The sequence below is a fragment of the Paenibacillus alginolyticus DSM 5050 = NBRC 15375 genome (assembly GCF_000422905.1).
GTDB classification, from domain to species: Bacteria; Bacillota; Bacilli; order Paenibacillales; family NBRC-103111; genus Paenibacillus_E; species Paenibacillus_E alginolyticus.
In genome coordinates, this window is the sequence record NZ_AUGY01000018.1 from 62,488 (window position 1) to 76,013 (window position 13,526).

The following is a 13,526-nucleotide window of genomic DNA, read 5'->3' on the forward strand; positions in this document are numbered from 1 at the left end:
CAACTAAAATACGAAAAAGTCCCCGTCTCGTCGCTCAAAGCAACAAACAGGGACTTCTCTTCTATTCTCTTACTGCGCGCTCACCGGCTTAGCCGGCGGGGAATTACTGTTCACTCCCGCAGCTTGCACATGTTCTTCACCAAATTCAGCGTTATATTTATCCTGAGAGGTTTTCGTCAAATAGTCATGATCAATATGTTCAGCTAAGTACTGCTTGCCGAAAAGTAAATCGTACTGCACATTCCTGTAGTCATTAAGGAGTGCTTGCGATGATTCGGGAACCTTAGCATGGAGTTCTTGGTTCGCATCAACAACAAGGTTACTCAGTAGTCCTGGCACTTGCGCCGCCAATTCGGCATTCAATTTGAAGTTCGCCGGTTTTTCCATATGCAGCATATCCAGCACGTGGGCACCAAGGAAGGAATCACTGAGCAGCGGAATGTCCTGCTTCGGCATATCGAAGTTCGACCAAGTAACAAGCGGGATGCTGTGCATCTTCTTCACTTCTTCCAGCGACCAATTATTCGCGTTGCTGCTTTGGATGAAGCCTGCTTCTTTATATACTTGATAATCTAATCCCAGCATCGGCAAATGGTCCCCATAGAATACGATCATCGTCGGTTCATCCGATTGCTTGAAGTGATCGATCAGCATTTGCAAGCTCTGATCCGCATCGTGCGCGCCCTGCGCGTAGGTTTCAAGAATCGTTTTGGCTTCCGGCGTCAGGTCGCCTTGCGCTTTGAACTGATTTTCTCCATACCGAGGTTCATCATACGGCCCATGATTTTGCATGGTTACTGTGTACATAAACATAGGATCCTCGGTTTTATCTACTTCATCTATGATGCTCCTAGACACTTCGGCGTCAGAAATAAAATAACCCTTCGTTTCCGGATTCACGAAATACTCACTGCTCTTAAAGCTTTCGAAGCCTAACTCCTTATACACCGAATTACGGTTCCAGAACCAGCCTTCATAGGAGTGAATTCCCATGCTTTTGTAGCCCTGATCGGCAAAATAACTCGCCAAACTCGGTACTGGTTTCGTTATATATTGTTGATACGGAATGGACCCTCCTGGCAGAAAGCTCATTGAGTTCCCCGTCAACACTTCGAATTCCACATTGCTGGTACCGCCACCGAATTGGGGGGACAACAGATATCCGGAACTCGACTCTTTCTGCAAGCGGTGGAGGGTGGGCACCGGATCTTCACTGAACTTCACATTCGTTAGCAAAGTTGGATCCCAGAACGCTTCACTCATAATGAAAATCACGTTCGGCTTCTTCCCTTTTAGAGAATCAGCATCTACGGACTTTTTCAGTCCTGCCGTTTGCGTGCCTGCTTCTTGTAGATTAGCTGCAACGGTTGCAATACTCTGATCGCTATACGTTTCTGGCTTTTGAACGATCGAATTTTTGACATTAAGGGTGAAAGCTAACGCTAATCCATTATTCGCATAGTTCTCTTTCTGATTCCACACAATTTCGTTTACACCCAAATGGTCAAGAATTTTGCCAGCTAACGGTGTTTTGATTGCAAATGCATATAAGGCATAGAGCGAGAACAGCCCTAAACCAATTCGACTGATGATAGAAAACGATATGCGCGGAAGAATCCATTTCAGTAAAAATACAAGAATGACCGCGATGACCACAGCTCCGATTCGGAGAAGTGCGGCTTTCCCTGTTACGAGCGAAGCAATATCCATACTTTCTTTATTCAGCAAAATATCCCACGGGAAGAATGGCTCCCCAATCATTTTCACCTTCATATAAGAGATCAGTGCCATTAGTCCGAGCAATAAAGTTGTGATGGATCCGGAAATAGCTAATGATCCTACAACCGCATAAATGAAAGCTAGTAAACAAAAGGACAGTCCTACATTTAATAGAAAAAGTGGTCGATTAGTTGTTATCCATTGGACTGTTTCATGCAAGGAACCACGTTCTAGAAGTTCCATTCCGGCTACTGAAAGTACAGGTAAGACTATCATAAATAACAAAAGCGAAATCGTCGCTCCCAGACGGTTTGGTCTCATCTTCTTAGGAAGATGGTTCCGGGGCTTCAAATTCAAGTGCATATTGCATCACTCTCCTCTTGCCCCTATTATAGACATCAAATGTGAAGGAATTATGTAGCTAACCTTAAAGGAACCTTAGTGTTACCATATATACCCATTATTTAAGCCCTGCCAGCCATGACGCCAACGCCTTCAATTCTTCCTCTTTCAGTGCCACTTGGAACGGCGGCATTCCGCCACCACCCTTTTGAATACGCTTTATGATCTCGGCTTCATCTAAACGTTCTCCTACTTTTTGGATATTAGGGCCTTGTCCGCCTTGTAATTGATTTCCATGACACGAGATGCAGAAATTTTGATAAATCTTAGGAACATCCACTTTTACCGCGGCAGGCTGCGTTTCATTTTGTTTATTTCCACAGGCGGATAAGCCGAGAGCCAGAACAATGACGCCAAACAGTTTTAATTTCATGCGCACGAAACTCCTTCAATCAGTTCTATTTCTCTCATCATACCAGAGCATAGATTGTAAAATAAAGGAGTACTCCCGATAGAACGATCCTCCCGAAAATTCAGTAAAATAAAATTTCACATATATTATTGAATGTTGAAATATTATTTTGTATGCTAAAGGCAGCCGAAATTTTTTATAACATTTGCTAAGAGAAAGGAAGAAAGGAGGAAAACCGTATTTTCGGCAATTATGTAAGCGAATACATAATGAGAAGGAAGTGAATCCCGTTGAAGAAATCTGTTCAAAGTCGCACAGTTTCAATCCCTTTTACCATGGCCTTATTATTATTCTTGAGCACAATCATGTTCGGTGTACCCGTTGTTAGCGCGGACACGGAGGCTGCTTTGAGCGCAGATATGCAGACGTCAGCTGTCGTTCAAGCTACCGCCGATGTGGAAGGCTTTGAGCAAACGGCTAATCTCTTCTCGTCCTCGGCAAGGGCGACGGCAAGCATCGGTCTCATCAGCCGACCGGAAACGATTTATTACGGCTATCATGCTGTTAAATTGTCCTATGATTTTACCGGAACGATTGGAACCTCGGCGGCTTATGTTAACTTCAAGGATCCTGACGGCACAACGGGCAGAACGCTGCAGGGACTTCCGAAGAAACTCGGCCTCTGGGTGTACGGCGATGGCAACAACCATTGGCTGCGCGCTCAAGTCAAAGATTCGGCGGGAACCGTCTCAGCGCTTGACTTCACCTCCGGCAACGGACTGAGTTGGACTGGCTGGAAGTACATAACGGTATCAATTCCGACCTCGCTGAAGGCTCCGATTAAGCTCAATCAAATCTATTTGGCAGAGACCAAAGACAACAATAAAAACAAAGGCGCGCTTTATTTTGACCAATTGACGGCGTTTTACACGGATTCGACCGTTTACGGGCTCGATTTAGCGGATCTTCCTCCGCTTCAGGTTGGGGAATCGAAGAAGGCGCAAGTATTCGCGACTTACCAGAACGCAGCGGAGCCGGTTCCAGTTACAAGCGGGCTATCTTTCCGAAGCAGCAACGATCAGGTCGCAACCGTCGACGTAAGCGGCACCGTCCGGGCGCTGCAGGCAGGCACAGCGACGATCTATGCCTCCTATGGAACGGCTCCAGAAGCATCCTACGTGCTGACTGTCTCAACAAGTGCTGCCGTGCCGTCGAAATTAGAACAATCTTCCTTGGAGAAGCTGGAATCAGGCTCTACGAACAAAATTCGCCTGTACGCCGTATACCCGGACATGACTGAACCCGTTACCGTGCAGAGCGGAGCAACGTTTGAAAGCAGCACTCCTGATGTTGCAACCGTCGATGCCGATGGCGTGGTGAAAGCCGTAAAACCTGGAACGACAACGATCACAATGTCCTATAAAGGCGTTTCAACGGCTTATACGTTGAATGTAAACGCCCCTGTACCGGTATTGCAGAGCATCAAGCTGACCGAGCTCCACACGATGACGCTTGGCGATACCTTGCAGGCGAAGGTGCTCGGCACCTACACATGGCTTTCGGACCCCGTTCAGCTGACTAGCGGTGTTACGTATACGAGCAGTAACCCGGCGATCGCCGCGGTGAGCGCAAGCGGAATCGTTACGGCACTGAAATTCGGCACCTCCCGGATTACCGCGACGTATGCCGGGAAAACGAGCGATTTCTACTTGGTGGTGAACAATGTGACAGCCATTCCGAAGTCAGAGCTCCGAGCTGCCTGGATCGCAACCGTTGACAATATCGACTGGCCGGACAAAGGCGTAACGGACCCGGAGCAGCAAAAACGCGATTTCATCAAGCTGCTGGACCAACTGCAAGCTACGGGGATCAACGCGGTCATCGTACAGGTAAAGCCGACGGCGGATTCCTTGTACCCGTCCCATTTCGGTCCATGGTCGGAATGGCTGACAGGCGTGCAGGGCAAGGATCCCGGGTATAACCCGCTTGCGTTCATGCTGGAGGAAGTGCATAAGCGCAATATGGAGTTCCACGCTTGGTTCAACCCCTATCGGATCAGCTTGCAGGATCGTCTCGACAAGCTGGTACCGGATCACCCGGCGCGCCAGCATCCGGACTGGGTCGTTTCGTACGGCGGAAAGCTGTATTTCAACCCTGGAATTCCGGAAGCGAAGCAATTCATCATGGACGGAATTATGGAAGTCGTTAAAAATTACGATGTCGATGCGGTTCATTTTGACGATTACTTCTATCCGTACCCGGTCAGCGGGGTGGACTTCCCCGACCAAGTTGCGTTCCAGAAATACGGCGCGGGCTTTGCAAGCATAGCGGACTGGAGACGTAACAACGTCAATTCGTTCGTACAGGAAATAGGCGCCAGAATCAAGCAGGAGAAAAGCTACGTCAAATTCGGCATTAGTCCGTTCGGCATCTGGAGAAACAAAGGGGAAGATCCGGCAGGCTCCGATACGAATGGTCTCAGCAGCTACGACGCCATCTATGCGGACTCGAAAAAATGGGTCGACCAGCAGTGGATCGATTACATCGCACCGCAAATCTATTGGTACATGGGCTATTCGCCGGCCGCGTACGACAAGCTGATCGAATGGTGGAACGGCGTCGTTGCCAATAAAAACGTTCACCTTTACAGTGGGCAGGCCACCTACCGCATCGGCTCAAACGATCCGAGTTGGCTAAACCCGAACGAAATGCCAGACCAAGTAAGCTATAATCGCAATTTCAGCAGCGTCAAAGGCAGCATCTTCTTCAGCGCCAAATGGCTGCCGGCGAATCCGCTGGGCTTTACAGACCGGTTAAAAACCGATCTCTACCGCTACCCGGCCCTTGTCCCTGCGATGCCTTGGCTCGACAATCAAGCGCCGGCCGCCCCTGCTCTCGCTTCGGCCATCCGCAAAGCACCCGGTGTGGAGCTGACTTGGGCGAATGGTGCATCAGACGCGGCCTACTTTACCGTATACCGTTTCGCGGGTGATACGGCAGGAAGCTTGCAGGATGCAACGAAGATCGTCGCTACCGTTCGCAAGCAGGAGGGCGCGAAGGGAACGTTCGTCGACCGGACAGCTGTTGACGGCGCGCGATATACGTATGTCATTACCGCTGTGGACCGCCTCCATAACGAAAGTGCGGCCAGCAACACGATTGCGATAACGAATGTGCTTGATGTGACCGCACCTGTGACGACGGCAACCGCCCAAGGAACGATCCGTAACGGCTGGTACGTTTCGGAGGCGACTGTGACACTCACGGCTACGGATGACCTGACAGGCGTCAGCTCCACGCAATACAGCACCGACAACGGCATAAGCTGGCAGCCGTACGGCGGTCCTATTACCATTGAGGCCGACGGCGGGACCACCCTTCTTTACCGGTCCGAGGATGCTGCCGGCAACGTGGAACAAGCGAAAAGCTCGGAAATTAGCATCGACCGGACGGCTCCCGTGATTCAAATCAGCGGCGGAACCACATACACTGTAGACCAAACCGTCCAAATAAAGTGTACCGCTTCCGATACGGTTTCTGGCCTCGTTTATAATCCTTGCTCCGCGCTCCTTGTCGATGCTCCGGCCTATGAGATTGGTCTCGGCTCGCACGTCGTGACCATCGATGTTCAGGATACCGCAGGCAACACAGCATCCGCATCGTTTACGTACACGGTACAGACGACCGTTAGTTCCATTTCAAACGTAACCCGTACATTTGTAACAGGTCCGGGAGCCGACGGGGTTACGAACTCGCTTGTGAAAAAGCTTGAGCACGGTAATTACGACGCATTTATCCATGAAGTGCAGGCACAAACCGGCAAAAGGCTGACGGCTCATCAGGCCGACGTCTTGATCCGTTTAGCGGCGTCTCTGCAATAAACCGTAAAGGCTGCTGATAAAATAAAAGACATGGCCGGGGTAGTCCCCGGCCATGTCTTATTATTAAACTAATTTCAACCGAATGACGTTCCATGATGCTTTGCCAAGTACCGCCTGAATCTGGCTGTTTGACGATATGGCCGCATTACCTCCTGCATGAGGCTTCACCCGATCCTGGGCATCCATGGTATTCGAAGCTTTCAAATCGTCGTTCTCCAGAACGATATGCTCGATAACTCGGCATTCACCAAAACTGCGCAGATCCAGCTCCAAAGGAAGTGCTTCCTCCAGATGACGGTTAACTGCGAAAATCGTCACTTCGGACTTGTCTTCGTTATGAACGGCAACAGCTTCCAAATAAGGCACATCCGTATAATCCTTCGCGTCGTATTTCGGTGATTTGATCAGCGGCACAAGAACAGTCCCTCGTCCAAACACACTTGCATGCATGTAAGGATAGTAGATCGTCTGTTTCCAGGCTGCTCCCCCATTCGCGGTCATGATCGGTGCGATGACGTTAACGAGTTGTGCTAAACAAGCCATCTTCACACGATCCGCACGTTTCAACATAGAGATAAGCATACACCCAACTAACAAGGCATCTTCATGGTTGTAAATGTCTTCAAGCTGCGGCGGTGCAATGGACCATGGCTCAATGTGCCGATCCGCCTCGTTGGAGTGATACCAAACATTCCATTCGTCAAAGGATAAGTTGATTTTCTTTTTACCGCGCTTTTTGGCCTGAATGTAATCCGCCGTCGAAATCACCGTATGGATGAATCGATCCATGCCCATCGATTGTGCAAGGAAATTGGCAGAATCCTTATCACGATTGCCATAATATTGATGCAGGGAAATATAATCGACGTGATCATATGTATGCTCAAGTACGGTCGCTTCCCAGTCAGGGAAAGTCGGCATAGTGAGACTTGAACTGCCGCAAGCAACAAGCTCGATTGACGGGTCGACCCATTTCATGACTTTGGCCGTTTCACAGGCTGTGCGTCCATATTCCGCGGCAGTTTTGCTGCCCGTTTGCCAAGGGCCGTCCATTTCGTTGCCTAGACACCAGGTTTTGATGTTATGGGGCGCCTTATACCCATGCGCAATCCGTAAATCACTCCAGTAGGTGCCGCCTTTGATATTGGAATATTCAATGATATCTCTAGCCTCATCAGGGCCGCGAGTCCCCAGATTAACCGCCATCATGGCTTCTGTATTTGCTTTGCGGCACCAATCCATGAATTCATTCAGTCCAACTAAATTAGGTTCAATCGTGCGCCAAGCCAGATCAAGTCTCTTCTTACGCTCTTCTATCGGCCCAATGCCATCTTCCCAGTTGTAACCGGATACAAAGTTACCTCCCGGATAACGAACAATCGGAACATCCAGCCCTTTTACCAACTCCAGTACGTCTGCTCGAAAGCCTTGCTCATCCGCTTGCGGATGTCCAGGTTCGTAAATTCCGCCATAGACTGCGCGTCCCAAATGCTCAATAAATGAGCCATAAATACGAGAATCTACTTCTCCAATTTTAAAATCTTTGTCGATAATCATACTAGCTTTCATAGACATTGCATTCACCTCGTAGTATAATTAATAAAAATATGAATCAGTTAATACATTTATTATGTTAATGACTCTATTAAACAATAATCTGCAGAGGATTTCAAGCTTTTCATCTGCCTTCTGTTGCATTCATATTTTCATTAATTAGTCTACTTAAGAGGAGATTGTCCGATGATCCAAACGACAACAGACCGCAAATGGCTGCCGCTGTATGAAGCGCTGGCTAGCGATGTGCGGCTTAAGATTCTGGAACTGCTTGCTGAGAAAGAGATGAATGTCAAGGAATTAGCCCATATGCTCGGATTAAGCAGCGCCATCGTAACTATGCACGTTAAAAAGCTCGAGGCTGGAGGGCTTATTCAGACCGATTTAGTACGCAAGCAGAACGGCACGCACAAAATGTGTAAGTTGGCCATCTCCCGCATCGAAATGCGGCTCCCGCAGCCAATCGAGCAGCAGCGAGCATTCGATGAAGTTGCGATACCGGTTGGCCACTACACGCGCTTCGATGTCCACCCAACCTGCGGTTTGGCAACGGCTGATCATGTGATTGGTCAATATGATGATCCGCGATTTTTCTTCGAGCCGGAGCGGATGCATGCCAAAATTCTATGGTTCGGCAGCGGCTTCGTGGAGTATCGCATTCCGAACTATGCACTGCCCGGTCAGACGCTTGATGAAATCGAGATTTCGCTGGAAATCGGCTCCGAAGCCCCCGGAATTGAAGCGAATTGGCCGTCTGACATTCATTTTTATGTCAATGATACGCTGCTCGGCTATTGGACCAGTCCCGGTGATTCGGGACAAGGCCGCGGCCAACTCACGCCTGCCTGGTGGCCGGACACGATCAACCAATATGGTTGGTTGAAGATCATCCGGGTCACAGAGCAGGGAACATTCCTTGACGGACAGCGGTTATCGGCTGTCTCGATCAAGGATATCCCCATGTCCCGCAATGAGTGGACATTGCGGCTCGAAGTGCCGAGCCATGCTGCGCATGTCGGCGGTTTAACCTTGTACGGTGAAGGGTTTGGCAACTACAACCGTGACATTCTGTTTCGCACCTACCGCAGGTAGGGGGCTTCTTTGTACACATATGAATTAGGGGCTGTCCCAAGTCATATCGCCCATTGAAGCCGAAAAGCCGGAAATCGACTTCTCGGCAAAATCTATTAAAAAAGAGCCCCTAGGCTCTTTTTGAACTTGAACTACTTTTTACCTTCTCTAGACCCTTTTTTAACACTCATATCACTATAGCTGCCCTTAGTCGATCAACACCAAATTCCAAATACCCCTTTAAACAGGTCAACATATATACCCAGCCTTCTTTATTATCTATCAATTGACTTATTAGGCTTCGATACGATCACGATCATATTTGCTGATCCAGCGATCGTAAATCTCTCCGAAGGGTGCCACATTTAGATAATGAATATTTTATTTCGGCCTTGCCAAAAAATAAGAATAAGATTCGCTTCCTCCAATAAGTGCAGGTGTCTGGTTACGGATTGACGAGTCATCTCAAGATTTACCTAACCAACCTACGCATGCATGCCCACACCAGCAGCCTCAGCGCTACCTGAAGCCGCAACACCCTTATCCCGCACCTCCGCCCGGCGCAAATACTTCTGCTGACGCCAACGGATGACAACGAGGATGCCGCGCAAATATTCGTCGCAAATCATAGCGACATAAATACCCGCAAGTCCCCAGCCCATATGCAGGCCTAATACATAGGAGAGACCCGCGGCCACGCCCCACATCGAGAACAAGGAAATAATCATATTGTAACGGGTATCGCCTACCGCGCTCAGCGCATTTCCGAAGCCCATATTGAGCATTCTCCCTGGCTGCAAGATAAGTGTCAGCACCAAACATGAGAGTCCCAGCTTGATAATATCCGCATCTGAGGTGAAGAAGCCGAGAAAACTTTTGAAGATAAGAAAGAGAATAATGCTGTTGAATCCTACCAAACCGAGTCCAATCCATGTTCCTCGATATCCGCTCTTATAAGCTTCTTTGATTTTTCCGGCTCCATACAGATGGGCAATCTGAATTTGAACCGCTAAGGCAATGGAATAGCCTAACATAAAACAAATCGACTCGAGCGTGTTCATATATGTTCTCGCCGCCAATTCCTTAGCTCCCATCGTGGCTAGGAACGTATAGATCGTCAACTGCGTCAGTACCCAAGAAGACATGTTCACGCCGAGCGGCCAACCTATTTTCAAAATATCGCCAAACAACTTTCGATTGAATACGATTAGATCCCGCCACTCCATCCTCCGATCGAACGCGGAAACGAACATAAACAGCAGCAAACACGTCGCGAGCAACCGGCTCACAAGAGTCGAAATGGCAACACCCGTTAACCCCAGTTGAGGAAATCCGAGCTGACCATATATAAAACCGTAGTTAAACACGATGTGTATCACATTCATACCAATAGCCGTAATCATCGGCCCCTTGGTGTTCCCCGTATTCCGAATCACGGTGCTAAGCGCCGCCGTCAAAGCAGTTAAAACCATCCCGCTCCCCACAATCGAGATATAGGTTTCAGCCAGAGGAAGCAGCCTCTCCTCCAAGTGGAAAAGTTTAGCCAGAGGGCGAGCCTCCATATAAAGAATCACACTCAGTACACTGCCTATCACTGCGCTGACCGTTACAGCCATAATGGCAACGGTGCGTGCAGACTCATTCTGCTTGGCTCCGATTTTCTGAGCTATCAAAATCCCTGCTCCGCTCGCAACCGTCATAAATAAGATCATCATCGCTTGGAACAGTTGGTTCGATAAACCGACCACCGCCACGGCATCATCCGATACACGGCTCACCATTAAGGTATCGACGGCACCTAAAAGCAATTGCAGCAGCAATTCGACGAAAATAGGCCAAGCTAGAAGCCACAGTGTAAACTTATTTTTCTCTTTGACCATGTTTTTCACCATCCGATTATCATCTCTCTTTTTGTATAAATGAAACTTTGTTGTCTGCTCAAATTATAGATGCTATAGTTGACACCAAGTATGAGTATTGCAACTTAAAGTTTCAAAATTCCAACCTCCACTCAAGAGATGAAAAGGTGACGCCGATGGCTTTTATCGAAATAACTGTCCCTCCGCTGCCGCACTATATTACAAGCGGTTTCAGCACCATATCCAAAGGCAGCAAACATCCGAGCAGACGCAATATCCAAGTCTTTGATTTGCTGATCACCACATCGGGCTGCTTCTATATAGGCGAGGAGGATGCTAGGTTCGAGGTAGCAGCTGGACAAGCCGTTATTCTAAGGCCGGACAGCTATCATTTCGCTACACAAGTCTGTTCCGAGCTGACGGGTACTTATTGGATGCACTTCCATGCAGGAGGAACATGGGCTATGGTAGACCAAACGGTCCAACCTATACCTCTGGAAGATCCTTCACAAACCCCAATTGAGCCATTTGCAGTTGAGCCCTTTACGATTCGGATCCCTCAATATACAACACTTTTGCAGCCAGAAAAAACCTATGACCTGTTCGAACAGCTCCAGCAGCTGCAGCCAAGCGCTCATCAGAGCAGTGTCCGTTTTGCGCAGCAGCAGCTTTTTCATGAGCTATTGCGCCAGCTTTCCGCTTCCACGGACAACGATCATCCTTCACCTTCCAAAGCCTGCGCGGAAAAAGCCGCCGCCTATTTAAGGCAGCATTACAAAGCGTCTGTTTCAGCCAAAGAGCTTGGCGATCATGTCAACTTCCACCCTGTTTACATTGCACGCTGCATGCATAAGGAATATGGCTGCTCCCCTACAGAATACCTGCTCAGATTAAGGGTCCAGCAAGCTAAGCTGCTGCTTCAAACCGATCTTCCCGTAGCACACGTCGCTGAAGAGGTGGGTTTTGAACAGCCTGCTTATTTTGCCACCTGCTTCACCAAAATGGAGGGTATCTCTCCTCGGAAGTACAGGCAGCAGTTCTCGCGAGGGTAATTAACGATCAACTCGAAGGCATATATAGGCTAACTTCTAAATACAGTTAACTTATATAACTTAGAGGGAGTTGACTTGATATGGAAGAACAACAGCATGCACCTGTCCTAAGTGTAAAAGACTGGATGATTACCATCCTGCTCCTCGCGATCCCACTTGTGAATATTGTGATGCTATTCGTGTGGGCATTCAGTAATGGAGAAAACCCTTCGAAATCTAATTATGCCAAAGCAAGCTTAATCTGGGCTCTCATCGGACTCGGTCTCTATTTTATTTTCTTTGTCCTCTTCTTCGGCGCAATGATGTCGAATATGAATCACTAAACCTTCTCCCGTACAGCTATCCTCCTTGCGGCCGTAACCGCTTGGGGATAGCTCTTTTTATGTTATACTGGAAAAAAATGATAAGGAGTCAACGAACATGCCATCCCCCTTACATTGGAAAAAGTCACTATGGATTCTATGGGGCGCTAATTTCTCCGTTATGTGCGGCATGAATCTCGTTCTTCCGTTTCTACCGCTTTACATCGGAGAACTCGGGGTTCAAGATCTTGGCGAAATTGTACGTTGGACAGGCTGGATTGTCGCTGCACAGTTCATCACATCGTTTCTCACTCAGCCGCTCTGGGGAGCTATCGCGGATCGACGCGGACGTAAAATCATGCTGCTTCGCGCCGGGTTCGGGATGGCGATTGTGACAGCACTTATGGGCATCGTCACGTCACCGTGGCAACTGCTGTCTCTGCGGCTGCTCAACGGTATCTTCTCCGGCTTCATATCCATGGCGGTGTCTCTTCAAGCTTCCGTTACACCGCCTGAGCATTCGGGCAAGTCGCTCGGCACCTTGCAAACGGGAGCTATCGCCGGATCGCTCATCGGTCCTTTACTTGGAGGCTTACTGGCAGGTTTCTTCGGCTTCAGCCATGTGTTCTTCTTCACAGGAGGGCTCATGCTCTGCGCGAGCATCATTGTCATGATTTTCATTAAAGAGGAGCGCAAGCCTCCCTCTAAGAAAAAAGAACGACAGCGCACCGATTGGCGGCTGTTTCGGCCTTTGCTCCCGGTCTTCGCTGCTTCCTTGATCACACAGATCGGCATGATGAGCATCGAGCCGATTGTGACGGTATACGCGAAGACCTTATATACCGGCAGCCACTTGGAGCTGTTCGCTGGTCTAATCGTTGCGATTACCGGCATCGCCAACTTGTTCGGCGCCCCAACCTTAGGGAGACTCGGCGACCGTATCGGCCAGCGCAAAACACTTGTGATCGCCTTATCGATGGCGGCACTTGCCTTCATCCCGCAGGCTTTTGCCACTAGCATTACCATGCTCCTAGTCGGCAGGTTCCTGCTTGGGCTGTTCATCGGCGGCATGATTCCCTCTCTGAACGCGCTAGTTATGAAGCTAGCGCCTACTCAGATTCAGGGGACCGCTTACGGCTTTAACACCTCATCGTTGTTCCTAGGCAATCTGATTGGCCCTTTAATTGGCAGCCATCTTGCGGCAGCGTACGGTTTCACATCCGTCTTCTATGTCACGATGGGGATTTTGCTGCTCTGTGCTGGATTCGTTTTTACGAATCGCAGTTTAGATAGTCATTACCATTCAAAAACGGCTTAACACTTACCACTACCTA

9 protein-coding genes are annotated in these 13,526 nt (G+C 48.8%); 5 read left to right on the top strand and 4 right to left on the bottom strand.

From position 1 onward, the window contains the following. Positions 1 to 69: 69 nt before the first annotated feature. On the bottom strand, positions 70 to 2,082 hold the full coding sequence (locus tag G519_RS42515; protein ID WP_051253300.1) for an LTA synthase family protein: 2,013 nt from the start codon (positions 2,080 to 2,082) through the stop codon (positions 70 to 72). 97 nt (positions 2,083 to 2,179) lie between these two features. Beyond that, complete coding sequence (locus tag G519_RS0110100) at positions 2,180 to 2,494, bottom strand: c-type cytochrome (protein ID WP_036632564.1); 315 nt, start codon at positions 2,492 to 2,494, stop codon at positions 2,180 to 2,182. Positions 2,495 to 2,763: 269 nt separating this feature from the next. On the opposite strand from G519_RS0110100, the gene G519_RS42520 reads away from it, so the two are divergent. Beyond that, entirely contained in the window at positions 2,764 to 6,354 is a 3,591-nt protein-coding gene (locus tag G519_RS42520) for a family 10 glycosylhydrolase (protein ID WP_244280086.1), read from the top strand. A gap of 63 nt (positions 6,355 to 6,417) precedes the next feature. Here G519_RS42520 and arfA read toward each other — a convergent pair whose 3' ends face one another. Continuing rightward, positions 6,418 to 7,929 (bottom strand): arabinosylfuranosidase ArfA, encoded by a 1,512-nt coding sequence (gene arfA, locus G519_RS0110110; protein WP_029194576.1) that lies wholly within the window; start codon positions 7,927 to 7,929, stop codon positions 6,418 to 6,420. Positions 7,930 to 8,094: 165 nt separating this feature from the next. On the opposite strand from arfA, the gene G519_RS0110115 reads away from it, so the two are divergent. Beyond that, a complete protein-coding gene (locus G519_RS0110115; protein ID WP_029194577.1) occupies positions 8,095 to 9,000 on the top strand; it encodes an ArsR/SmtB family transcription factor in 906 nt (301 codons plus the stop codon). 464 nt (positions 9,001 to 9,464) lie between these two features. On the opposite strand, the gene G519_RS0110120 is transcribed toward G519_RS0110115, so the two are convergent. Then, positions 9,465 to 10,871, bottom strand: a complete 1,407-nt coding sequence (locus G519_RS0110120) for an MATE family efflux transporter (protein WP_029194578.1) — start codon at positions 10,869 to 10,871, stop codon at positions 9,465 to 9,467. Positions 10,872 to 11,014: 143 nt separating this feature from the next. Here G519_RS0110120 and G519_RS0110125 point away from each other — a divergent pair, with 143 nt between their 5' ends. The 3 genes from G519_RS0110125 (at position 11,015) to G519_RS0110135 (ending at position 13,510) form a co-directional block, all read left to right on the top strand. After that, on the top strand, positions 11,015 to 11,890 hold the full coding sequence (locus G519_RS0110125; protein WP_029194579.1) for a helix-turn-helix domain-containing protein: 876 nt from the start codon (positions 11,015 to 11,017) through the stop codon (positions 11,888 to 11,890). Between the two features lie 80 nt (positions 11,891 to 11,970). Beyond that, positions 11,971 to 12,213, top strand: coding sequence for a hypothetical protein (locus G519_RS0110130; RefSeq protein ID WP_029194580.1), 243 nt, complete (start codon positions 11,971 to 11,973; stop codon positions 12,211 to 12,213). A gap of 97 nt (positions 12,214 to 12,310) precedes the next feature. Continuing rightward, positions 12,311 to 13,510 carry an MFS transporter gene (locus G519_RS0110135; RefSeq protein WP_029194581.1) on the top strand — a complete coding sequence of 400 codons (1,200 nt, stop codon included), beginning with the start codon at positions 12,311 to 12,313 and terminating at the stop codon, positions 13,508 to 13,510. Positions 13,511 to 13,526: the final 16 nt, after the last annotated feature.

Bases quoted from the DNA above. Each gene is read 5' to 3' on its own strand.
- G519_RS0110115 (WP_029194577.1), top strand. From the start codon at position 8,095: ATGATCCAAACGACAACAGACCGCAAATGGCTGCCGCTGTATGAAGCG.
- G519_RS0110135 (WP_029194581.1), top strand. From the start codon at position 12,311: ATGCCATCCCCCTTACATTGGAAAAAGTCACTATGGATTCTATGGGGC.
- G519_RS0110125 (WP_029194579.1), top strand. From the start codon at position 11,015: ATGGCTTTTATCGAAATAACTGTCCCTCCGCTGCCGCACTATATTACA.
- G519_RS42515 (WP_051253300.1), bottom strand. From the start codon at position 2,082: ATGCACTTGAATTTGAAGCCCCGGAACCATCTTCCTAAGAAGATGAGA.
- G519_RS0110100 (WP_036632564.1), bottom strand. From the start codon at position 2,494: ATGAAATTAAAACTGTTTGGCGTCATTGTTCTGGCTCTCGGCTTATCC.
- G519_RS0110130 (WP_029194580.1), top strand. From the start codon at position 11,971: ATGGAAGAACAACAGCATGCACCTGTCCTAAGTGTAAAAGACTGGATG.
- arfA (WP_029194576.1), bottom strand. From the start codon at position 7,929: ATGTCTATGAAAGCTAGTATGATTATCGACAAAGATTTTAAAATTGGA.
- G519_RS0110120 (WP_029194578.1), bottom strand. From the start codon at position 10,871: ATGGTGAAAAACATGGTCAAAGAGAAAAATAAGTTTACACTGTGGCTT.